At 71.4% G+C, this 21497-nt stretch carries 18 protein-coding genes; 9 read left to right on the top strand and 9 right to left on the bottom strand.

Annotated features, from left to right (window positions below):
• Positions 1-9 precede the first annotated feature (9 nt).
• The 4 genes from QFW77_RS18735 (at position 10) to QFW77_RS18720 (ending at position 8113) form a co-directional block, all read left to right on the top strand.
• On the top strand, positions 10-2676 hold the full coding sequence (locus QFW77_RS18735) for a beta-mannosidase (protein WP_425603390.1): 2667 nt from the start codon (positions 10-12) through the stop codon (positions 2674-2676).
• Complete coding sequence (locus QFW77_RS18730) at positions 2673-3953, top strand: AGE family epimerase/isomerase (RefSeq protein WP_280576397.1); 1281 nt, start codon at positions 2673-2675, stop codon at positions 3951-3953. Before QFW77_RS18735 ends, QFW77_RS18730 begins: the two co-directional genes overlap by 4 nt.
• Complete coding sequence (locus QFW77_RS18725; RefSeq protein WP_425603386.1) at positions 3919-7290, top strand: GH92 family glycosyl hydrolase; 3372 nt, start codon at positions 3919-3921, stop codon at positions 7288-7290. The genes QFW77_RS18730 and QFW77_RS18725 overlap by 35 nt, the downstream gene beginning before the upstream one ends.
• 190 nt (positions 7291-7480) lie before the next feature.
• Positions 7481-8113, top strand: coding sequence for a hypothetical protein (locus QFW77_RS18720; protein ID WP_280576396.1), 633 nt, complete (start codon positions 7481-7483; stop codon positions 8111-8113).
• 24 nt (positions 8114-8137) lie between these two features.
• Here QFW77_RS18720 and QFW77_RS18715 read toward each other — a convergent pair whose 3' ends face one another.
• Entirely contained in the window at positions 8138-8446 is a 309-nt protein-coding gene (locus tag QFW77_RS18715) for a hypothetical protein (protein ID WP_280576395.1), read from the bottom strand.
• Between the two features lie 206 nt (positions 8447-8652).
• On the opposite strand from QFW77_RS18715, the gene QFW77_RS18710 reads away from it, so the two are divergent.
• Entirely contained in the window at positions 8653-9861 is a 1209-nt protein-coding gene (locus QFW77_RS18710) for a serine hydrolase domain-containing protein (RefSeq protein WP_280576394.1), read from the top strand.
• On the opposite strand, the gene QFW77_RS18705 is transcribed toward QFW77_RS18710, so the two are convergent.
• Both QFW77_RS18705 and QFW77_RS18700 read right to left on the bottom strand, forming a co-directional pair.
• A complete protein-coding gene (locus tag QFW77_RS18705; RefSeq protein WP_280576393.1) occupies positions 9858-10049 on the bottom strand; it encodes a hypothetical protein in 192 nt (63 codons plus the stop codon). The two genes, QFW77_RS18710 and QFW77_RS18705, sit on opposite strands and share 4 nt — an antisense overlap.
• A 58-nt stretch (positions 10050-10107) precedes the next feature.
• Complete coding sequence (locus QFW77_RS18700; RefSeq protein ID WP_280576391.1) at positions 10108-10917, bottom strand: N-acetylmuramoyl-L-alanine amidase; 810 nt, start codon at positions 10915-10917, stop codon at positions 10108-10110.
• A gap of 278 nt (positions 10918-11195) precedes the next feature.
• Here QFW77_RS18700 and QFW77_RS18695 point away from each other — a divergent pair, with 278 nt between their 5' ends.
• Complete coding sequence (locus tag QFW77_RS18695) at positions 11196-11603, top strand: VOC family protein (RefSeq protein WP_280576390.1); 408 nt, start codon at positions 11196-11198, stop codon at positions 11601-11603.
• A gap of 181 nt (positions 11604-11784) precedes the next feature.
• On the opposite strand, the gene QFW77_RS18690 is transcribed toward QFW77_RS18695, so the two are convergent.
• Positions 11785-12711, bottom strand: coding sequence for an alpha/beta fold hydrolase (locus QFW77_RS18690; protein ID WP_280576389.1), 927 nt, complete (start codon positions 12709-12711; stop codon positions 11785-11787).
• Between the two features lie 127 nt (positions 12712-12838).
• Here QFW77_RS18690 and QFW77_RS18685 point away from each other — a divergent pair, with 127 nt between their 5' ends.
• Complete coding sequence (locus tag QFW77_RS18685) at positions 12839-13483, top strand: CGNR zinc finger domain-containing protein (RefSeq protein WP_280576388.1); 645 nt, start codon at positions 12839-12841, stop codon at positions 13481-13483.
• Positions 13484-13629: 146 nt separating this feature from the next.
• Here QFW77_RS18685 and QFW77_RS18680 read toward each other — a convergent pair whose 3' ends face one another.
• The 4 genes from QFW77_RS18680 to QFW77_RS18665 all read right to left on the bottom strand — a co-directional run bounded on the left by QFW77_RS18680 (position 13630) and on the right by QFW77_RS18665 (position 18186).
• Entirely contained in the window at positions 13630-14415 is a 786-nt protein-coding gene (locus tag QFW77_RS18680) for a phytanoyl-CoA dioxygenase family protein (protein WP_280576387.1), read from the bottom strand.
• A gap of 166 nt (positions 14416-14581) precedes the next feature.
• Positions 14582-15034 carry a hypothetical protein gene (locus tag QFW77_RS18675; RefSeq protein WP_280576386.1) on the bottom strand — a complete coding sequence of 151 codons (453 nt, stop codon included), beginning with the start codon at positions 15032-15034 and terminating at the stop codon, positions 14582-14584.
• Between the two features lie 244 nt (positions 15035-15278).
• The gene (locus QFW77_RS18670) at positions 15279-16454 is read right to left on the bottom strand and encodes a serine hydrolase domain-containing protein (RefSeq protein WP_280576385.1); all 1176 of its coding nucleotides are present in this window, start codon (positions 16452-16454) and stop codon (positions 15279-15281) included.
• Between the two features lie 190 nt (positions 16455-16644).
• The gene (locus QFW77_RS18665; RefSeq protein ID WP_280576384.1) at positions 16645-18186 is read right to left on the bottom strand and encodes an MFS transporter; all 1542 of its coding nucleotides are present in this window, start codon (positions 18184-18186) and stop codon (positions 16645-16647) included.
• 119 nt (positions 18187-18305) lie between these two features.
• Between QFW77_RS18665 and QFW77_RS18660 the strand changes: the two genes are divergently transcribed.
• Positions 18306-19154: a LysR substrate-binding domain-containing protein gene (locus QFW77_RS18660; protein WP_280576382.1), complete on the top strand. Its 849-nt coding sequence runs from the start codon at positions 18306-18308 to the stop codon at positions 19152-19154.
• A 30-nt stretch (positions 19155-19184) separates the two neighbouring features.
• On the opposite strand, the gene dbpA is transcribed toward QFW77_RS18660, so the two are convergent.
• Positions 19185-20567, bottom strand: a complete 1383-nt coding sequence (dbpA, locus tag QFW77_RS18655; protein WP_280576381.1) for an ATP-dependent RNA helicase DbpA — start codon at positions 20565-20567, stop codon at positions 19185-19187.
• 68 nt (positions 20568-20635) lie between these two features.
• On the opposite strand from dbpA, the gene QFW77_RS18650 reads away from it, so the two are divergent.
• Positions 20636-21496 (top strand): lytic transglycosylase domain-containing protein, encoded by an 861-nt coding sequence (locus QFW77_RS18650; RefSeq protein WP_280576380.1) that lies wholly within the window; start codon positions 20636-20638, stop codon positions 21494-21496.
• The last annotated feature ends 1 nt before the right edge of the window (position 21497 follow it).

Below are 21497 nucleotides of genomic sequence, written 5' to 3'. Positions count from 1 at the left end.
CCTGCACGCATGCGCGGCTGGATTCCGGCCTGGCTCGCATGGCTGCTGCTGGCCGCATGCGGGCTGCCGGCGGCCGCGGCGCAACCGGTGGACCTGGCGCTCGACGCGCGCTGGGAGTTCCGCCTGCTGCCGGACGGTACCCAGGCGGCGGCACATCCGGAAGCGGCCACTTGGCGTGCCGCCAAGGTGCCGGGCACGGTGCACACCGACCTGCTCGCCCATGGCGTGATCCCGGACCCCTACGTCGGCGCCCCCGAAGCCGGGCTGCAGTGGATCGGCCTGGCGGACTGGGAGTACCGCGCCACGTTCGACGTGCCGCGCGCGGCGCTCGATGCGACCCGCAGCGACCTTGTGTTCGAAGGGCTTGACACCTTCGCCGAGGTCCATCTCAACGGCGAGCGGGTGCTGGAGGCCGACAACGCCTTCCGCACCTGGCGGGTACCGGTGCAGGGTCGGCTGCGGCCGGGCGGGAACACGCTGCGCGTAGTGCTGCGCTCGCCCATCGCGCGGCTGCTGCCGCGGGTGCAGGCGATGCCGCACCGGATCGCCGGCAACTACCCCTCGCCCTACGGCGACGAGCCGAACGACGCGATGACCGCCAACTTCGTGCGCAAGCCGGGCTACCACTACGGCTGGGACTGGGGGCCGCGCTACGTCACCGCCGGCGTGTGGAAGCCGGTGCGGCTGCAGGCGTGGAGAGATGCCCGCCTCGACGACTTGCAACTGCGCCAGGACCATGTCGCCGAAGACCGGGCCCAGCTCACCGCGATCGCCACCCTCGATGCCGCCCGCGCCGGCGACTACACCCTGCGACTGTGGCAGGTGGCGCCCGATGGCGAACGATCGCTGGCGGCGGAGCGTACGGTCCCGCTGGCAAATGGCGTCAGCGAGATCGCGCAGACCGTGCGAATCGAACGCCCGCAACGCTGGTTCCCCGTCGGTTACGGGCCCCAGCCCCTGTACCGCTACGAGCTGGAACTGCTCGACGGCGCTCGGCGAGTCGACCATCTCACGGCGCGTACCGGTCTGCGCAGCGTGGAGTTGCGCCGCGAGCCCGACGCCGGCGGCCGCGGCTTCGCCTTCGTCATCAACGGCATCCCCGTGTTCGCCAAGGGCGCCAATGCGATTCCGTTCGACATGTTCGAGCCACGCGTGACCGACGCGAAACCGCGTCGCGTGCTGCAATCTGCGGTCGACGCCAACATGAACATGGTCCGCAACTGGGGCGGGGGCTACTACGAGCGCGACGCCTTCTTCGACATCGCCGACGAACTCGGCCTGCTGGTGTGGCAGGACTTCATGTTCGGTGGCGGCATGCAGCCGGCCTACGACGAGAGCTTCCGGGCCAGCGTGGTGGCCGAGGCGCGCGACCAGGTGCGGCGGCTGCGCAACCATCCCAGCGTGGTGCTGTGGTGCGGCAACAACGAGGAAGAAATCGCCTGGAAGTACTGGGGCCACGGCAGGACCCTGCGCGAGGCCGATCCGGCCTTCGCGGAGAAGGTCTGGAACGGCTATCTCCAGTTGTTCAATCACGATCTGCGCGAGTTGGTGGAGGACCAGGCAGGCGGCATCGCCTACTGGCCCAGCTCGCCCAGCGACGACATGGCCGAGATCGCCAACACGCCCGCCAGCGGCGACATGCATTACTGGGAGGTCTGGGGAAACCCGGCGCGGCCGCCCACCGCCTATCTCGACGTCGCCCCGCGCTTCATGTCCGAGTACGGCCTGCAGGCGTGGCCGGTGCAGCGCACGATCGATCACTTTGCCGCGCGCGACGAGCAGCGCGTCGACGCGCCGGTGATCGAGGCGCACCAGAAGTTCCTCGCCGGCAAGGGCAACGAGCGACTGCTGCACTACATCCGGATGGAGTTCGGCGAGCCGCGCGACTTCGCCGGCTTCGTCTACCTGAGCCAGGCGATGCAGGCCGAGGGGATCGGCCTGGCCGCCCGCCACCATCGGGCCAGCCGGCCGCACACCATGGGGTCGCTGTACTGGCAGCTCAACGACGTGTGGCCCGGCGCGTCCTGGTCGGGCATCGACTGGTTCGGGCGCTGGAAAGCGCTGCAGTTCCATGCGCGCCGGTTCTTCGCGCCGGTGACGGTCGCGGCCCTGCGCAAGGAGGGCGCCACGGCCGTGCATCTGATCTCCGACCGGACCACGGCGCGCCGGGGCGAGCTGCGGCTGCGGGTCATGGATCTCGACGGCGTCGTGCTGCGCGACGAACGCAGCCGGGTCGAGCTCGCGCCATTGTCGGCGGTCCGCATCGCCCGCCATGCCGACACCGAACTGCTCGGCGATGCCGATCCGGCGCGCACGGTCGCCGTGTTCGAGCTGGCGGTCGACGGCGAGCCGGCGGCGCGCGAGGTGGTCTACTTCGCCGCGGCAAAGGACATCGCCTGGCGCCAACCGGCCGTGCGCGCGAAGCTGCGCAGCGATGGGGACGGCTTCGTGCTCGATCTCTCCGCCGCCCGGCTGGCGCGCGCGGTCTGGATCGATTTCGGCGACCTGGACGCCGAGCCGTCCGACAATGCGCTGACCCTGCTGCCCGGCGAAACGCGGGCGCTGCGCGTGGCCTCCGCCGCCGGCATCGAGGCCCTGCGCGAGGCGCTGCGCATCCGTACGCTGGCCGATGCCCTGCCCCCTCCTGCATCCACCCGGAGCAACCCGACCCCATGACCCGAGCCGCACCCGCGCACGCCGACTTCCGCAGCAAGGCCTTCCTGCGCGGCCACATCCGCCACACCATGGCCTTCTACCACCCGCGCTGCATCGATCCGGCCGGCGGCTTCTTCCATTACTTCAAGGACGATGGCAGCGTCTACGACGCGTCGCACCGGCACCTGGTCAGCAGCACGCGCTTCGTCTTCAACTACGCCACCGCCGCGCTCGAGTTCGGCGGCGACGACCCGGCGCTGCGCGAGGAGTACCTGCACGCGGTCCGCCACGGCCTGGCGTTCCTGCGCGAACGCCATCTCGACCCCGACAGCGGCGGCTACTTCTGGACCCTGCGCGATGGCGCCCCGGAGGACACCACCCAGCACTGCTACGGCGCGGCCTTCGTGCTGCTGGCGTACTCGATCGCGCTCAAGGCCGGCGTCGAGGAGTGCCGGACGTGGATGGCCGCCCACTGGGACCTGCTGGACACCCGCTACTGGGAGCCCGGGCCCGGCCTGTACCGCGACGAGGCCACCCGCGACTGGGAGTTCAGCGGCTACCGTGGCCAGAACGCCAACATGCACATGTGCGAGGCCATGCTGGCGGCCTTCGAGGCCAGCCGCGAGCCGCGCTACCTGCAGCGCGCCCTGCTGCTGGCCGACCACATGACCCGGCGCCAGGCCGCGCAATGCGATGGCCTCGTCTGGGAGCACTACGATGCCGACTGGCAGGTCGATACCGACTACCACCGAGACGATCCCAAGCATTTGTTCCGCCCCTGGGGCTTCCAGCCGGGGCACCAGACCGAATGGTCGAAGCTGCTGCTGATCCTCGATGGCCACCTGCGCCAGGCGGGCACGCCGGCGGATTGGCTGGTGCCGCGAGCCCGCGAACTGTTCGACCGCGCGGTGGACGCGGCCTGGGATCCGGAATTCGGCGGCCTGATGTACGGCTTCGCGCCCGAGGCCCTGCGCAAGGAGGTGCCCGGCCCCTCGCTGCCCGATGGCCGGCACTTCATCTGCGACGACGACAAGTACTTCTGGGTCCAGGCCGAATCGCTCGCCTGCGCCGCGCGCCTGGCGGCGGCGACCGGCGACACGCGCTACTGGGACTGGTACGACCGCCTGTGGGACTACGCCTGGCGGCACCTGGTCGACCATACCCACGGCGCCTGGTACCGCATCCTCGATCGGGAGAACCGCAAGCATGACGACGAGAAGAGCCCGGCCGGCAAGACCGACTACCACACGATGGGCGCCTGCCATGACGTCCTCGCGGTGCTGCGCGGCCGTGGCTGAGCGCGTGCGCCGCCCTCGGTCCGCACTGGTGCTGGCGCTGCTGGCGTCCGCCACCACGGTCTCCGCCGGCGAGCGGGGATTCTCGACCTCGTTCGAACGCGGCGAGCCGGTCCCGGCGATCGCCGGCGCCGTTGGCGCGATACGCCCCGGCGCCGGGCCGGAGGCGCCCTATGCCGCCAAGGCCGGCATGGGCTACAGCGGACCGGCCGCGCTGCGATACGAGGGACCTTCCGGACGCACGCGGCTGTTCGAGGTCGACATTCCCGTCGAGGCCGACACGCGCCTGGCGTGGATGGTGCTGCCCGAGATCGTCGACGGCGACACCGTGGCCTCCACCGGCGTGTCGCTCGACCTCGTGTTCGACGATGGAAGCCGGCTGTCCGATGCGGGCGCGCGCGACCAGCATGGCGCGCCCCTCGGCGCGCGGGGCCAGGCCGGGTCGAAGACGCTGTACCCCCAGCAATGGGCGCGCAAGGAGGTGCGGCTCGGCGATACGCCGGAGCTGTCCGGGCGCCGAATTCGCGCGATCGAACTGGAACTGCAGCCTGGCGACGGCGCGACGGCCCGCGGCTGGATCGACGACATCGTGATCGACCTCTCGGGTCCCGCCAGCGACCTGCGCCCGAGCGACCGCGTCCCGACCACCCGCGGCACGCAGTCCAACGGCACCTTCTCGCGCGGCAACAACATCCCCGCCACCGCGATGCCGCACGGCTTCAACTTCTGGGTGCCGGTCACCGATGCCGGCACCCTGTCCTGGCTGTACCGCTGGAGCGAGCACAACGGCCCCGACAACCGGCCGCGGCTGCAGGCGCTGTCGATCAGCCACCAGCCGAGCCCCTGGATGGGCGACCGCCAGACCTTCCAGGTGATGCCGTCCGCGGCCACCGGCGTACCGGATGCCGACCGCGAACGCCGCGCGCTGTCGTTCTCGCACGACCGCGAACTCGCGCGGCCATACGCCTACCGCGTCGATTTCGACGGCGGCATCCGCGCCGAACTCGCGCCCAGCGAGCGCGCGGCACTGTTCCGCTTCCGCTTTCCGCAGGGCGGCGACGCCAATCTGCTGTTCGACAACGTCGACGAGCGCGGTGGACTGACGCTCGATGCGCAGGCCCAGGTCCTGCGCGGCTACACCGACACCCGCAGCGGCCTGTCCAACGGCGCCACGCGCATGTTCGTCTACGCCCGCTTCGACCAGCCCTGGCGCGCCAGCGGCATGCTCGAGACCGGGCGCCCTACCGGCTATGTCAAGTTCGCGCCCGCTGCCGACGGTGAAGTCCGCATGCGCATCGCCACCTCGCTGATCTCGGTGGAGCAGGCGCGCCGCAACCTCGAGCTGGAGATCGGCGACGACGGCTACGAAGCGGTGCGGGGCCGCGCGCAGGACGCGTGGGATGCGCTGCTCGGACGGGTACGCGTCGAGGGCGCCAGCGAGGACCAGCTGACCACGGTCTACTCCAACCTCTATCGCCTGTTCCTGTATCCGAACGTGGCACACGAGAACCTCGGCACGCGCGAACGCCCGGATTGGCACCATGCCGACCAGAACAGCTGGTCGAAGGACCACGCCGGCGGCGACCAGTCGCGCACCTCCGCCGCGGTGCGGCCGGGCAAGGTCTACGTCAACAACGGCTTCTGGGACACCTTCCGCACCAGCTGGCCGGCGTATGCGCTGTTCGCACCGGCGCGCGCCGGCGAGATGATCGACGGCTTCCTGCAGCAGTACCGCGATGGCGGCTGGGTCGCGCGCTGGTCCTCGCCGGGCTACGCCGACCTGATGGTCGGCACCAGTTCCGACGTCGCCTTCGCCGACGCCTGGCTCAAGGGCGTGCGCGGTTTCGACGCCGGCGAGGCCTACCAGGCCGCGCTGCGCAACGCCACCGTGGTGCCGCCGGTGGCCAACGTCGGCCGCAAGGGCCTGGCGCGATCGATGTACCGCGGCTACGCCGACGCCTCGGTGCACGAGGGACTGTCCTGGACGCTGGAAGGCGCGCTCAACGACTTCGGCCTGGCGCAGCTGGGGCGGGCGCTGGCCGCCGCCGAACCGGACCCGGCGCGCGCGCGGCGCTACCGCGAGGAGGCCGGCTACTTCCAGGCCCGCGCCGCCGACTACGCGCACCTGTTCGACCCGGCCACCGGCTTCTTCCGCGGCCGCGACGCCGGCGGCGGATGGCGGCAGCCGGCCGTGGACTTCGACCCGCGCCTGTGGGGCGGCGACTACACCGAGGCCAATGCCTGGACCTTCGCCTTCACCGCCGCGCACGACGCCGAGGGCCTGGCGTCGCTGTTCGGCGGGCGCGCGGCGCTGGCCGGGCGGCTGGACGCGTTCTTCGCCACCCCGGAAACCGCGGAGGAGCGCTTCGCCGGCAGCTATGGACGGGTCATCCACGAGATGACCGAGGCCCGCGACGTGCGCATGGGCATGTACGCGCACAGCAACCAGCCCGCGCACCACATCCCCTGGATGTACGTGCCCGCCGGCCAGCCCTGGAAGACCCAGCGGATCACCCGCGAGGCGCTGCGCCGGCTCTACCTCGGCAGCGAGATCGGCCAGGGTTATCCGGGCGACGAGGACAACGGCGAGATGTCGGCCTGGTACCTGTTCGCGATGCTGGGCCTGTATCCGCTGCGGATGGGCGCGCCCGAGTACGTGATCGGCTCGCCCGCGTTCGACCGGGTGGAGGTCCGGCTCGGCAACGGCCGCACGCTCCGCGTGATCGCCCATGGCAACGGCCCGGGCAACGTCTACGTGCAGTCGCTGAAGATCGACGGCCGCCCCTGGGACCGCGCCTGGCTGCGCCACGACGACATCGCCGATGGCGCGACCCTCGAGTTCGTCATGGGCGGCGCGCCGTCCACCTGGGGCAGCGGCGCGGACGCGCGGCCGCCCTCCCTCACCGAACCCGGCAGCCGTCCCGCGGGCCTGCTCGACCAGACCCCGCAGGCCGAGGCCCTGGCGGCGGGCGGGGATCGGCCGGCGGTGCTGCTCGACGACGACGCGGCCACGTCGGCGGCGCTGCCGGCGGGGGCCAGCGTGGAATTCCGGTTTTCTGCGCCCACCGCGATCAGCCACTACACCCTCACCAGCGGCGGCGCGCCGCTGGCGGGCCTGGCCTGGACCCTGGAAGGCCGCACCGGGGCCGGGCCCTGGATCGCGCTGGACCGGCGCCGCGACGAAGCCTTCCGGTGGGCGCGGCAGCTGCGCCCGTTCGGCCTGGCCGAGCCCGGGGAGTACCTGGCGTATCGATTGAGGTTCTCGGGCGAGGCGGCGGTGGAGCTGGCGGAACTGGAGCTGCTGCAGGCAGGCGCCGCCGCCGGTTCGCCGCCCCGCTAGCACGAGGCCGGACCGGGGGCCGGGCCCGCACGCCCCAGGTCGGGTCCCGGCCCGCCCGGGACGACGGCGCCGGGGCTCCGCGCAGCCCCGTCGGCGGCGGCCGGCGCGCTCGTCCGGTTCACGGCCCGCGTCCGTGCGCGTTGGAGCAGGGGAAGGCGCGCCACGCGCGCCGCCCTGCCGGAGACCGCACATGCCCTACCCGAGCCCGCAACTGCTGCAGCGCATGAACGCCGGCGCGTACTCGCGCAACGGCATCGACGTTCCCGACGAGAGCATGCGCGTGGTGCCGTGCTGGGCCTGGGCCCTGGCCGGCGCCCAGGTGGGCGCGGAGGATCCCTTCAGCGCCGCCAGCCTCTACAACGACGCGTTCGTGTTCGACGGCCAGCGCCGGCCCATCGCCATCAGCCAGGTCTATCTGGCGCAGATCGGCGCGATCTGGCCGGACGCCGGCGCGCCCATCGCCACCCTGGAAGGCCGCTTCGCCGATGCCCTGGCCGGGAACGCGCCGGCGCAGCAGGCGTGCCGCATGGCGCTGATGAAGATCGCCGCGATCACCAACGGCCTGACCGTGCTGGGCGAAGGCACCGGCTACGACTGCACCGTCCAGATGCGCAGCACCAGCTGGTACGGCTGGGACCACTGGGCGATCGCCGTGCGCATGCCGCCTGGCGGCGCCAACGCGGTCAACTACGTGCAGACCGTGCCCGACATCCTGGTGCGATACCGCTGCGACCAGGTCTGGGACGCGCACATGCCGCTCACCGCCATCGGCATCGATGGCCTGCTGCCCGCGCATATCGACGTGCTCGAGCGGATTGCCTGAGCAGCTGCATCGGCGGCTGCACGTCTAGTCGCCGCCGCATCCCCCGCCATCGGCCCCGAAACCGCCGCAGTCGCCTGCGGCCGTGGTGGCATGCGCCTGGCCTCCCCCGGCGCCATCCGCGAACGGCGGCGGAGTGGGGACGGGGCGCTCGTCGCGTGCGTGCACCGAAACCACCGCGGCGCACACGACCGCCCCCACCACCGGCACCAGCCAGACGATCGCCAGCTGTGCGGTGCGCCGGCCCCCGGTGGCCACCGGGTCGCGCAGTACCGCGACCGAGGCGAATGCGTTGAGCGCCAGCAAGGCGAGCAACGCCACGATCGTCCAGTCCATATTCCCCCTTCTTCCCGTACGCCTGCGCGAGCGCACGATGATGCACGCCCTCTCGCGGCCTCGCCAAAGTAGGCTTCCCCGCCGCGACTGTCGAGTTCCTCGACCCGATTGCCGATTGCGCGCGACGTTTCGGCGCTCCGCCGCATCTTTCCGGGAGGGCGTTCGGTTCGCCGCCGCCCGTCCCGACCCGCCGACCGAGGATGCCGATGCCGATCTCCAGAACCCTCATCGCGACCGCGACCGCGCTGCTGTCGCTCGCGACCGCCGCCATTGCGCCCGCGCGCGCCGCCGTGGCTCCCGACTTCTCGGCGCTGGCCGCCGGGCTCGAGCGCGCCTGCGCCGACGGCACCTTCGCCGGGGTGGTGGTCGTGCGGGTGCGCGGCGGCGACGCGTTCCAGCATGCCTGCGGCCAGGCCGACCTGGTCAACGGGGTCCCGATGACGCGCGCGACGCGCTTCAAGATCTACTCGACCAGCAAGCTCGTCACGGCGCTGGCGGTGATGAAGCTGGTGGAGGATGGCAAGCTGTCGCTGGACGCTTCGATCCGCGACTACCTGCCCGAGGCGCCAAGCGAGTGGACCCCGGTGACGCTACGTCAGCTGCTGAACCACACCTCCGGCGTCGCCGACCTGAGCGAGGCGCTGATTGGGCATTTTCGCAGCGACCATCCCACCGCCATGCGCGAGTTGCTGACGGCGCTGGCGCCGGAGCAGAGAGCGCTGGTGTCGGCCCCTGGGCAAGCTTATCGCTACAACAACTACGGCTTCGAGCTGCTGGCCGAGGCCGCCGCGCGCGCCGCCGGCCAACCGTTCGCCGAAGTGGTGGAGGCGCTCGTGTTCCGGCCAGCGGGCATGCGGACCGCGCGCATCGAGGCCCCCAACCTGGTCGCCGGCCATGCGGTTCCGGTGCGCGAGGATGGGCTGGCGATCGGCTACAACGGCGAGCCGGACAATCTCGTGCAGGCGTACAACTGGGCCTTCGTCCAGCTTGGCGCCGGCGCGGTCCACGCCAGCGTCGAGGACTTCGTCGCACTGGACGCGGCCCTGAAGGCCGGCAGCATCGTCGCGCCCGCCACCCTCGAGCGAATGACCGCCGAGCCGTCCGGCGCCGACGGCCAACCCGCCGCTTCTGGCGCCACCTACGGGCTCGGCATCGTGACCAGCGACGCCGGCGGGGTCCGCATGCAGGGCCATACCGGCGGTACCAATGGCTACATCACCGACTTCCAGCGCTTCCCCGACGACGATGCCATGCTCATCGCGATGAGCAACCGCGGCTTCACCGACACGCGATGGCTGCGGGACGCGACCAGGCAGGCGTTGAAGGCGGCGCGGCGCCAACCGGCAACGAGCCAGCGAGAGGAGAAGGCCGCCGGCGCGCCGGCAGCCGGAAACGGGGGCGTTGCGGAGCGCTAGAGCGCCCTGCGCGCCGGATACCAGTCCTCGACGATCCTGCCGCCGCGCACCCGGTAGAGCGACAGGCCCTCGCTGACCGATCCGTCCCGCCGGGTGGCGCGGTCGTGACTGGCCACCCACTCGCCGACCGCGAACCCGTCGAGCGCCTCGATCCGTGCCGGCTGCTCGGCGAACATCCTGCGGAGCACGCGCTCCCGGCTCGCGCCATCGGTGCTCGCCTTGCCGCGGCGCCGGCCGCGCGTGTGCTCAATCCGCCGCCGGTGCGAGCGCGCGCATGCCGCCGGGCGTGGAGGCGACGTCGAGCAGCGCCGCGGTTTCCGCATCGGGTTCTCCGGCGATGTCCGCGGGCCGGTACTTCATCTGGAACGTGCTGAGTACGGCGCGGGTGGCCTGGTCCAGTTCGCCACCGCGCGGGACCCGATAGCCCACGGCGGCCAGGCGTTCCTGGAACCAGGCGATCGCCGGCAGCGGGTTGCGCCGGTGGAATTCCAGCCGTTCGGCGACCTGGGCCGCATCGGGCCAGAGGACCAGCCCGGCCTCGGCCAGGCGGCGCCACGGGAACCGCGGGCCGGGATCCTGCTTGCGGCCCGGCGCCACGTCGGCATGGCCGAGCACGTGCTCGGGGCGGATGCCGTGACGCGCCACGATCTCGCGCGCCAGCCGGATCACCGTGTCGACCTGCTCCTGCGGGTAGGGTGCGTAGACCCGCCCCTCCGGGGTATCGGTGTAGCCGGGGTTGACGATCTCGATGCCGATCGACGAGGCATTGAGCGGCGTCGTGCCCGCCCACCAGCTCTCGCCGGCATGTCGCGCCAGCCGGTGCTCCTCGACCAGGCGGTAGATCCGGACCGGATCGTCGCGCACCAGGTAGTGCGCGGACACGCCGGGCTCGGTGCCGGTCAACAGCCGCAGCGATTCGTCGAAATCGGCCACGGTGTAGTGCAGCACCAGGAACTGCACCCGGCTGGCCTGCGCCGCGGCCTGGTGGCGGGTATCGATCCGCAGTGGGGAAGCGGCGCAGCCCGCCAGCAGCAGCGCGGCGGCCACGGCGACCACGGCGGCCCCTCGGCAACGCGGGAATGGCATCGGCTCGGTCCAGTGTTTCGAATGACCGGACTGTGCCTGCAACGCGTGCGCGCGTCGAGCCGCTGCCTGCCCCGCGACGGCCCCGGCCCGAAGCGCGGCCCGGCGGGAAGCCCCGGGCGTGGCCGCGATCCCGGCGCGGTCCACGGTGTCGATCCCGCGCCTCGCCGTTCGACGTCCAAGGCAAGCGGGCGACATCGTGCCCGCCCGTCCGCCACCATCCACCACTGGCCTTTCCCAAGGAGCCCGCAATGCCCAAGATGATCTTCGTCAACCTGCCCGTGACCGACCTCGCCGCGTCGATGGCCTTCTACAAGGCGCTTGGTTTCGAGAACAACCCGCACTTCACCGACGAAACCGCCGCCTGCATGGTCTGGAGCGAAGCGATCAACGTGATGCTGCTCACCCACGACAAGTGGCGCACCTTCACCAGCCGGCCGATCCCGCCGCCGACCTCGAGCGAAGTGCTGCTGGCGATCTCGTTCGACAGCCGCGAGGCGGTCGATGCCGTCAACGAAGCCGCTGCCGCCAACGGCGGCACCGCCGACGTCAACCCCGCCCAGGACCTCGGCTTCATGTACAACCGCAACCTGGCCGACCCCGACGGGCACGTCTGGGAGGCGATGTGGATGGATCCCTCGGCCATCCCATCCGGCTGAGGCGGAGAGGGTTCGCCACCGCGTAGGAGCGGCCTCGGCCGCGAAGACCGGCGCGGCCTGGGTGCCGGGCGGCGCCGCGGGGTTCGGTTCCACCGCGCGAGCGTCGCGGCTCTCGCCACCCGTGGATGCGACGCGGGGCTTCGCGGCCATGGACCGCTCCTGCAGCAGGCATGGGCCGCCCCTACAGGTGACGGGCCAGGAACGCCTGCATCGCTTCGGCGATTTCCTTGCCGTGGGTCTCGATGGCGAGGTGGCCGGTGTCGAGGAAACGCACCTCGGCGTTGGGATTGTCGCGCTTGAACGCCTCCGCACCGGCCGGGAGGAAGAACGGGTCGCGCCTGCCCCAGATCGCCAGCGTCGGCGGCCGGTAGCGGCGGAAGTATTCGTGCAGCCGCGGGTACTGCTCGATGTTGTTGCCGTAGTCCAGCAGCAGGTCCAGCTGCGGCTCCATGCCGATGCGCTCGATCGCGGCGGACGCCAGCTGCCAGGCCTCCGGCGCCAGCAGCGAGGTGTCCGCGACGCCCTCGGTGTACTGCCACCGGATCATCTCGGGGGTGTTGAAACGGCGCAGGGCCTCGCGATTCGCAGCGCTGGGGCGCTCCCAGGCCTTGCGCATGTCGGCCCAGCCCTCGCTCAGGCCGGCCTCGTAGGCGTTGCCGTTCTGGCTGACGATCGCGGTGATCTTCTGCGGGTGCTGCACCGCCAGGCGCCAGCCGACCGGAGCGCCGTAGTCGAACACGTACATGGCGTAGCGGTCCACGCCCTTGGCGACAGTGAAGGCGTCCACCACCGCGGCCAGGTTGTCGAAGGTGTAGTCGAAATCGACCCCGGGCAGCACCGTGGTCTGGCCGAAGCCGGGCAGGTCCGGGGCGATCACCCGATAGTCCCTGGCCAGGCGCGGGATCAGCTCGCGAAACATGTACGAGGAGGCGGCGAAGCCGTGCAGCAGCAGCACCGTGGGCGCCTCCGCGGGGCCGGCCTCGCGGTAGAAGACTTCCACGCCCTGGACCTCGATGGTGCGGTGGTGGACCTGCACGGCACGGTCCGCGGCCGTGGCACCGAAGGCGCTGCCGAGGGCGGCGGCGAGGAGGAGTGTCTTGGCGATCATGAGGGCTCCCTGGGACCAGAAAAACGTAGCAAGCATTCCATAACCTATATAATTTCATTTAACAGGTTATGAGACAAGCGTGCATCATCCCTGCTAACCTGTCAAGCCGATTTTGAGAGGTTACTAGATGGACGACGCCGGGCTGCAACGCGAGACCCGACCGGCCGACGCTCCGATGGTGGGCGACCACCTGGCGATGGACCTGCTCAACACCCAGGTGCGAAGCCACCAGGAGCTGGTCGACTGCTGGAGTTCCGCCGAAGACGTGCTGCGGTGGCTGGCCCGGCACGGCATCGCTGCACCTGCCGGCAGCGGGAGCGGCGTAGCTGACGCCCTGCTCGCGCAGGCGAGGGCGCTACGGGCGCAGGCGCGCGACCTGATCGTCAAGCGCAAGCAGGGCAAGGTGGGAAACTTCACGGGTCTCAACGCCTACCTGCACGCCTACCTCAGTGCGCCCAGCCTGCAGCGCCCGCGCGGCGGTGAGCTGGCGTTGACCCGGATCGCGCGCGGCGACGCGCTCGCCTGCCTGCTCGGGCCCGTCGCCGAGGCGGTGGCAAGGCTGCTGGTGGAAGGCGACTTCGCCCTCGTCAAACAGTGCGAGCACCCCGACTGCATCCTCTGGTTCTACGACCGCACCAAGTCGCACCGGCGCCGGTGGTGCAGCATGGCCACGTGCGGCAACCGCCACAAGGCGGCCCGGTTCCGAAAGAAGAACAGCGGTGAGGCGCCAGCGCTCGGGCAGGCCCGGGGCGGGCCGCCCCCCAATCGATGAGCCTGGAAGCGGTGGCCGCGGCGCGCTCCGCCCGAAAGCGGCCATGCGCCTGGAACCGATCGTCCGGGCAACGTCCGCGGCCGCGGATCGCAACGCGTCCGGTATCTCCTGGGGGGATGCAATCCGGGCAACAAGCGCCCGCCGGGCTATCCGGCGGGTCTGCCGGTGGCATCGTCCCTGCCCACCGGCGACCGCTCTCCCGTGCGCTGATTGACCTTCACCCGCCACGGATAGTGCCCGCCCTCGCCCCCGGCTCCGCGCGCCTGGAGGTGATTGGTGACCGCCTTGCGCCATGCGGAACCGTGGTTGGCCGTGCTCATGTGGGGCGTCTTGGAGTGGTGGAATACGACATCGCCGCGTCGCATGGGGCAGACCACGGTGCTCGATTCATCCACGTCGCAGGTCAGCAGATCGCTTTGCACCCCGTCGACCAGGCGATGGGCAAGCACGCCCAGCCTCTGTCCCCGGTCGATGAAGTGCATGCACCCGTTGCCGGCGTCCACGTCCTGCAGCGGGATCCAGCCGGTGATCCCGCGGTCGTCCAGGTTTCGCCCCCAGTAGGCTTCGTCCTGGTGCCACTCCGTCACGGCGCTGTTGCCCGGCGGCTTGCCGAGGAACTGGTCGTACCAGAACGTCATGTCCAGCCCCATCAGCTGCGACGAGAATCGCTCGAGCCAGTGGCGGTAGGGCTGATCGGCGATCTCCGCCCACACCTTGGCGGGAGACGACTGCACGATACGGAAGCTACGGTTCTCCCTGGATTCCCCGCTGCTCCACGCCCAGTCGTTGGCGAGTTCGTGCTTCTGGGCGATCAGGACGTCGCAGTGCCTTTCCAGCTCGTCCAGCGCCTCCTGCGGGAGCGCCTGCCTCACCAGCAGGTAGCCGTGCTCGCGGAAGAACTCGATCTGCTCGGGCGCGGCATCGGGGTACATGGTGGCCTCGGGATGTCTGTTCGACCTGGCCGCCAGCAGATACTTCCATCGACGCTCGATCAACGTGGCGCGAGTATGTTCAGCCGCAAAGAAAAGTAGCGGCCAGGGCGGATCCTTCCACGGCGCCTCGCGCGCAGCGCCCGCCCGCTGTCGCGCGGCGGTCGCCTCAGCGACCGGACGCGTGCATGCCGCGTAGGGCCCGCCACGAGATCAGCGCGAAGACCGCTGCGCAAACGACGATCGGCAGCGCGGAGGCCCTCAGCACGTGCAGCCAGAGCGACGCGGCGCCGAACGTGCTCCATGCCGCCACCCGCACCGAGAACTCGTGGTAGTCCAACAGCAGCCAATAGCCCGTCAGCGCCGGGACGAACGCCGCGATCTGCACCCCGGGGCGCAGCCGGCGCGCGGACAGGGCCAGCCAGGCGCCGGTGGTCAGCAGCGCCACCAGGCACAGCCAGGGCAGGTAGGGCAGCGGCGACGCGCTCCCGTCGGCCGCCGAGGGCGCATCCGGTCCGGCCCACAGCACCTGCGCCGCGGTCGCCAGGGCGGCCGCCACGGCAACGACGAGGCGCCTCGCGAACGATGGCTGACTGGACAGGTTCGAAGCGCCAACGGACATCGTGCGATTCCTCGCTCGGGGCCGAATTATCGGCCCGAACGCACTGCACCGGCGCGCCCGATCGGGGCGAGACGGGCCGGGTAGATCCTCGACGCCTGCGCGGCGGGCTCGGTCGGGTGCGCGGGCACGTCCTGGTCGTCCCTCGAACCCGAACTGCGCGGATCGTGCGGCGCGGGATCTGGAAGCGGACCGAGGAGTTCGATGTCTGGCCGGGGCGAACCGCCCGGCTCCGCCCATGCCAGGATCAATCCCCTCCACCGCTTTCCTGCGCACGGCGGTGCCAGCGCTCGTACTTTCCCCGCAGCGGCGAGTCCGGATCGACCAGCGCCAGCGCCTCCGGCATCGCCGCAAGCCCGTGCCGGCCGGGCGCATTGAACAGGATCACCACGCCATCGCCGGAGCGCGTGTGGATATAGGCGAGCGCGAGCTCCGACCAGTCGCTGCCGCCATGCGACAGCAGCGTGTCGTCGCCGTAGTCGAGCACCTGCCAGCCGAGCCCGTAGCCCTGCTCCCGCGGGCACGCCTCCGGGGCCGCCTCCGCGCAGTCCACCACCGCCTGGTCTCCCAGCGCGACGTGCACCCGCTCGCGCTCGGCGCGCATGGATGCGCCGTAGCCCTCTCCGTCGCCGGCCGCCACCAGGAAGCGCGCCAGGTCCACCACCGTGATCGCCATGTCGTCGGCCGCCGAGTAGCTGCCCGGCTCCCGGCACCAGCCGTTGGGCCGGCAGTAGTGCCCATGGAAGCGGCCCTCCGCGTCGCGCGCCTGCGCCAGGCGGTCGAAGCTGTCCTTGCGGATGACGTAGGCGGCATCTGCGATCCCGAGCGGCGCCAGCAGGTGCTCGCTCACCAGTTCGCCGAAGTCGGTGCCCAGCCGGTTGGCCGCGTACCTGGCCACGTATTCGTAGCCCTCGCCCGAGTATCCGTAGGCCGTCCCCGGCTCGTGCTGGAACGCCAGCTTCCCGTCCGGCGTGAGAAAGCGCCAGTTCGGAAAGCCGGTGGTGTGACTGAGCGCCATGCGCGGGGTGAGCAGCCCGTGGCGCGGATCGTCGGCGATGTCGGGGTCGACCCAGTGCGCCGCCATCGGCTCGTCCAGCGGCAGCAGGCCCGCGTCCGCCAGGCGCAGGACGGTCTCCGCGGTGAAGACCTTGGTGATCGAGGCGACGTTGAACAGCGTCGTTTCCGACGCAGGAACGCCGGGGCTCTGCTCGCCGTAGTAGCCGGTCCACGCCACCCTGCCGTCGCGGATGACGGCCACGCCGGCGGTGTTGATCGCGTTGCGGCGCACCAGCGCGGCGAACGCCGCATCCAGCGCGGCCGCGTCGACCTCCGGCGGTAGGTCCTGCCGGGCGGCGCCCGTTGCCGAGCAACCGGCGAGCGCCAGGACCAGGATGGATGTCGCGATCGATATCGCTGGCCGCATGCGGCGCTCCTTGTTCCGGATTCGCGAACGTGCCGGCGCCGCACGCACCGCGGCGCGCCTGGAAACCGCGCCCCGCGGGCAGGCGCCGGCTGTGGGCATCCAGCCTGCACGACGCGGTGGCCCGGGAAACGTGCCATTGGTCGTGCCAGCCGCGGAAGCGGCAAGAAGGCTCCAGGCATCACTCCAGGCATCAAGGGACCGAAACGTTCAATTCCCTCGGTTCCCGCTGCCGGAAGATCCCCAGGCTCAAGGCCGCGAGCAGCCAGACGCCCAGGGCGGCGTACAGCATCAGCCAATCGAAGCCTTGCGCGAGGGCGGCATGCGCCGCGTCCGCGGCGGCCGGTCCCGGCGGCAGGCCCGCCCCGCGCTCCAGCGCGGACGGATCGCCGGCGGCGACCTTCTCCGCCGCAGCGCGCAGGCGCTCGGCACCGACCTGGCCGCCGAACGCGTCGCGCAGGCTGGAATGGACGCCCGCGAGCAGGATGAATCCCATGATCGCGATATTGATCGACAGGCTGATGAAGCGCGCGCTCATGTCCATGCCCGATGCCATGCCCGCGCGGTCGCCCGGGACCGCGCCGGTCGTGGTGTTGGTCACCGGCGTATTGGTCAGGCCCAGTCCGATGCCGGCCAGCAGCAGGCCGGGCAGCAGCGTCGCCCACCCGGCGTGCGCGGCGCTGCCGCCGGCCCGCATCAGCAGGAAGCCGGCGCCGATCACTCCCAGGCCCGCTGGAATCACCCGCCCCGCGCGGTAGCGCAAGCTCAGCCGCTCGGCCACCGGCGGCATCACCAGCGCCGGCAGCGTGTACGCGAACAGGCATGCGCCCGCGGCGAAGACACCGTAGCCCAGTACGCCCTGCAGGTAGATCGGCAAGAAGACGATGAACGGCCAGAAACTGACGTTCATCGCGGCCGCGCCGACCATCGCCCCGGAGAAGTCGCGCAGCCGGAACACCGAAAAATCGAACATCGGATGCGGGTGCGTCTTCTCGGCCCACGCGAAGGCCGCGAATCCCGCGATCGCGAACGCGGCCATTCCCAGCGCCGCGGGACTGGCCAGCCCCAAGCCCGGCGCCTGGGTGATGCAGAAGACCAGCCCGAACACCGCCAGCGACAGCGACACGATGCCCAGGCCGTCGAGCTTCCTGGCCCGCGAATCGCGCGATTCTCGCACCCCGGCCAGCAGCGGCAGCAGCGTCGCCGCCATCAATGGCAGCTGCACCAGAAACACCCAACGCCAGCTGGACACCGCGACGATCGCGCCACCGATGATCGGTCCGAAGCCCAGGCCGACGCCGAACACCACGCCCCACACCGCGAATGCGCGCGCGCGCTCGCGGCCGGCGGGAAACTGGTGCGACAGGATCGCGGTGCCGCAGATCAGGATCGCGCCGCCGCTTGCGCCCTGCAGGAAGCGCGCGGCGACCAGCGTCCAGGCGCTGTCCGCCAGCCCGCAGACCAGCGAGGCCAGCCCGAACAGGAGCAGTCCGGCGACGAAGATGCGCTTGCGGCCGTACCGATCGCCCAAGGTGCCGACCGCCATCAATACCGAGGTGCAGGCGAGCGTGTAGGCGTTCATGATCCACTGCATCTGCGCGAAGTCCGCAGGCAACTGGCGCTCCAGCGTCGGCAGGATCACCGGCACGCTGGAGATCTCCAGGCCGAACATCAGCGAGGACAGGGAAACGGCCGTCAAGGCGGCCGTGTCGTGGCTGGCGCGTGTCGTGGCCATGGCTCCGGGCAGCGCAGGCGCGCTTCGAACGGGGAGCGGCATTCTCGGCAAGACCTTCCGATGACGGAAATGATTTAATTTCTCGACTATCATTAATCAACGTCATTTATCCACCCGCGATGGACCTCGACCCGACCCTGTTGCGCACCTTCGTCGCCGTGGCGGATACCGGCAGCTTCACCCGGGCGGCCCAGCGCCAACACCTCACCCAGTCTGCCGTCAGCCACCAGATCCGGCGCCTGGAGGAACAGGTCGGCCGGCGCCTGCTCAGGCGGACGACGCGCAGCCTGGCGATGACCGAGGACGGCGAGGAACTGCTCCGGCACGCGCAGCGGATTCTCCACTCGTTCGACGCGCTGGCGCGGCGGTTCCGCCCGTCTCCGCTGTCGGGCACGGTGCGCTTCGGCGCCCCGGAAAACTTCATGGGCGAACGGCTTCCGCGCCTGCTGTGCCGTTTTGCGCGCGACTTCCCGGCGGTGCGGCTGGACGCCAGCATCAGCGCCAACCTCGACCTGCCGGCACTGATCCGGACCGGCGAGCTCGACCTGGCGGTGGTGATCTCGCTGCCTGGCCCCGGGGCCGCGCCGGGACGACCGCTGCGGCGGACGCGGCTGGTCTGGGTGGCCGCGGCCACCTTCGAGCCGCCACCCGGGGCACCCCTGCCGTTCGCGTTCTACCCGCCGCCGTGCGTGCACCGGCAGGTAGGCGTCCGCGCGCTGGAGGAGGCCGGCATCGAGCGCCACATCGTCTTCACCTCGCACAGCCAGGAGGGCATTCACGCCGCCGTGCTGGCGGGGCTGGCGATCACCGCGATCGCCCATGACGACCTCGAGGCCGGGATGAGGATCATCGACGGCCGGTACGGTCTGCCGCCGCTGCCCGAGATCGATTTCTCGCTGGTCTGGAGCAGCGGCGGCAAGACGCCCGCATCCACCGCGTTCGGCGAACTGATCTGCGAGATGGCATAGGCGTGTGCCGCCTTCCGCTGCCGCGCCTGCCTACAGCCGGTTGACGCGGAACCTGCGTCCCTTGATCCTGCCCTCGCGCAGCGCAGCCAGCGCCTTCGCCGCCTGCGGCCGGGCGATGGCGACGTAGCTGCGGGTGGCGAACACGTCGATCCTGCCGATCGCGTCCTTGTGCAGCCCGGCCGCGCCGGTGAGCGCGCCGACGATGTCGCCGGCGCGCAGCTTGTCGGTGCGGCCGCCGTCGATGCGCAGGGTGGCCATGGCGGCGGCCGGCACGTCGCCCGCCCTGCCCGACAGCGGCTGCAGCGGGACCCAGCGCAGCGGCCGGCCCTGGCGTTCCTCGATGGCCTTGGCGCGCGGGAGCTCGCGCGGCGCGCACAGGCTCAGCGCCAGCCCCTCGCGGCCGGCGCGCCCGGTGCGGCCGATGCGGTGCAGGTAGGTGTCGGGGTCGGTGGGCAGCTCGTAGTTGATCACCGCGCCAAGATCCTCGACGTCCAGCCCGCGCGCGGCGACGTCGCTGGCCACCAGCACGCTGCAGCTGCGGTTGGCGAAGCGCACCAGCACCTCGTCGCGGTCGCGCTGCTCCATGTCGCCATGCAGGGCGAGCGCCGAAAAGCCATAGTGCGACAGCGAGCCGACCACCTCGACCGTATCGGCGCGCGTATTGCAGAACACCACGGCCGATTCGGGCCGATCGCGCAACAGCAGGGCCGCCAGCGCCGGTGCGCGACGCGCGGGGTCCACCTCGAAGAACAGCTGTTCGATGGCGGCCGGCTGCGCACCGCCGTCGATGCTCACTTCCAGCGCGTCGCGCAGCATGGCATTGCCGAGCACGCGGATCGCGTCGGGGAAGGTGGCCGAGAACAGCAGCCCCTGGCGGTCCTTCGGCACGCGCGCGACGATGTCGCGGATCGCATCCTCGAAGCCCATGTCGAGCATGCGGTCGGCCTCGTCCAGGACCAGCGTGCGGACCTCGCCCAGGTGCAGCGCCCGCTTCTTCGCCAGTTCCTGGATGCGGCCGGGCGTGCCGACCACGACGTGCGGCGGGTGCGAGAGCGAGGCCAGCTGCGGGCCGAGCGGAATGCCGCCGCACAGGATCGAGAGCTTGAGGTTGGCGATGCCGGTGGCGAGCCTGCGCAGCTGCTTGCCGACCTGGTCGGCCAGCTCGCGCGTGGGGCACAGCACCAGCGCCTGGGTCTGGCTACGCCCGGGATCGAGCCGCGACAGCAGCCCCAGGCCGAACGCGGCGGTCTTGCCGCTGCCGGTGGGCGCCTGCGCGACCAGGTCGCGGCCGTCGAGGATCGCGGGCAGGCACTGCGCCTGCACCGGCGTCATCGCCGTGTAGCCGAGGGCGTCGACGCCCTGCAGCAGCGCCGGCGACAGGGCAAGTGAGCTGAACGGGAGCGGCGTGGTCATGCGCGCATGATCGCAGGGATTCACCCCAGGCTGCGGATGCGGGGCCGATAGTGGGCGCTGGAGGATCCATGAAGCGTCCCGACACTGCCGCACCAGCCGAACGCGCGGACACCGGCGGCCGGAAGGCGTCGCCCGCCAGGCCCCTGCCCGGCATCCGGGTGGTCGCGACGTGGGCGGCGTTGCTGCTGCTGGCGTACGGCGGCGCGGCGCCGGCGGCGACGCGAACGATCCACCGCTGCGTCCGCGACGGCACCGTGAGCCTGGCCACCGCCCCCGAGCCGGGCTCGCGCTGCGAGGCGCACGAGGTCGCCGATACGCCCGGCAAGCCCGCCAACCTGTGGGGCAACTTCGGCATCTTCAGCGGCACCCTGTACGAGCGCGAGCAGGACGGCGAGCTGGTCTATTCGACCCGCAACCTGCCCGGATCGCGGGTGCTCCTGAAGTTCACCGTGCAGACCCCGCCGGGCGAGGCGGCGCACCCCGGCCTCGGCCGCGTCGGGGCGCCGCGCATCGACGCCTTCGACGCGCAGTTCCGCGCCGCGGCGCGCGCCACCGGCGTCGACGATGCGTGGCTGCGCGCGATCGCGCATGCCGAAAGCGGCTTCGATGCCGGCGCCGTGTCGCCGAAGGGCGCGCAGGGCGTGATGCAGCTGATGCCGGCGGTTTCGGCCGAACTCGGGGTCGAGGATCCGCTGTCCGCGGCGCAATCGATCGACGGCGGCGCGCGGCACCTGCGGATGCTGCTGCGCAGGTTCGACGGCGACCGCACCCTGGCGGCGGCGGCCTACAACGCCGGGCTGGGCGCGGTGGCGGTGCATGGCGGCGTGCCGCCGTTCCCGGAAACCCGCCACTACCTCGACAAGGTGCAGGCCCTGACCCTGCGCTACCGCGAGGCGATGGGAATCGAGCCCGAACGGCCGGCACGCTGAG

Source organism: Luteimonas endophytica (assembly GCF_029887875.1).
GTDB classification, from domain to species: domain Bacteria; phylum Pseudomonadota; class Gammaproteobacteria; order Xanthomonadales; family Xanthomonadaceae; genus Luteimonas; species Luteimonas endophytica.
Note: the sequence above shows the minus strand (reverse complement) of the source record. Positions and strands in the feature narration are given on the sequence as shown.

Excerpts from the sequence above, each read along its gene's own strand:
- QFW77_RS18675 (WP_280576386.1), bottom strand. The coding sequence starts at position 15,034 with ATGTCCGTTGGCGCTTCGAACCTGTCCAGTCAGCCATCGTTCGCGAGG.
- QFW77_RS18715 (WP_280576395.1), bottom strand. The coding sequence starts at position 8,446 with ATGGACTGGACGATCGTGGCGTTGCTCGCCTTGCTGGCGCTCAACGCA.
- QFW77_RS18665 (WP_280576384.1), bottom strand. The coding sequence starts at position 18,186 with ATGGCCACGACACGCGCCAGCCACGACACGGCCGCCTTGACGGCCGTT.
- QFW77_RS18690 (WP_280576389.1), bottom strand. The coding sequence starts at position 12,711 with ATGATCGCCAAGACACTCCTCCTCGCCGCCGCCCTCGGCAGCGCCTTC.
- QFW77_RS18650 (WP_280576380.1), top strand. The coding sequence starts at position 20,636 with ATGAAGCGTCCCGACACTGCCGCACCAGCCGAACGCGCGGACACCGGC.
- QFW77_RS18730 (WP_280576397.1), top strand. The coding sequence starts at position 2,673 with ATGACCCGAGCCGCACCCGCGCACGCCGACTTCCGCAGCAAGGCCTTC.
- QFW77_RS18710 (WP_280576394.1), top strand. The coding sequence starts at position 8,653 with ATGCCGATCTCCAGAACCCTCATCGCGACCGCGACCGCGCTGCTGTCG.
- QFW77_RS18695 (WP_280576390.1), top strand. The coding sequence starts at position 11,196 with ATGCCCAAGATGATCTTCGTCAACCTGCCCGTGACCGACCTCGCCGCG.
- QFW77_RS18735 (WP_425603390.1), top strand. The coding sequence starts at position 10 with ATGCGCGGCTGGATTCCGGCCTGGCTCGCATGGCTGCTGCTGGCCGCA.
- dbpA (WP_280576381.1), bottom strand. The coding sequence starts at position 20,567 with ATGACCACGCCGCTCCCGTTCAGCTCACTTGCCCTGTCGCCGGCGCTG.
- QFW77_RS18660 (WP_280576382.1), top strand. The coding sequence starts at position 18,306 with ATGGACCTCGACCCGACCCTGTTGCGCACCTTCGTCGCCGTGGCGGAT.
- QFW77_RS18685 (WP_280576388.1), top strand. The coding sequence starts at position 12,839 with ATGGACGACGCCGGGCTGCAACGCGAGACCCGACCGGCCGACGCTCCG.
- QFW77_RS18670 (WP_280576385.1), bottom strand. The coding sequence starts at position 16,454 with ATGCGGCCAGCGATATCGATCGCGACATCCATCCTGGTCCTGGCGCTC.
- QFW77_RS18725 (WP_425603386.1), top strand. The coding sequence starts at position 3,919 with ATGACGTCCTCGCGGTGCTGCGCGGCCGTGGCTGAGCGCGTGCGCCGC.
- QFW77_RS18720 (WP_280576396.1), top strand. The coding sequence starts at position 7,481 with ATGCCCTACCCGAGCCCGCAACTGCTGCAGCGCATGAACGCCGGCGCG.
- QFW77_RS18680 (WP_280576387.1), bottom strand. The coding sequence starts at position 14,415 with ATGTACCCCGATGCCGCGCCCGAGCAGATCGAGTTCTTCCGCGAGCAC.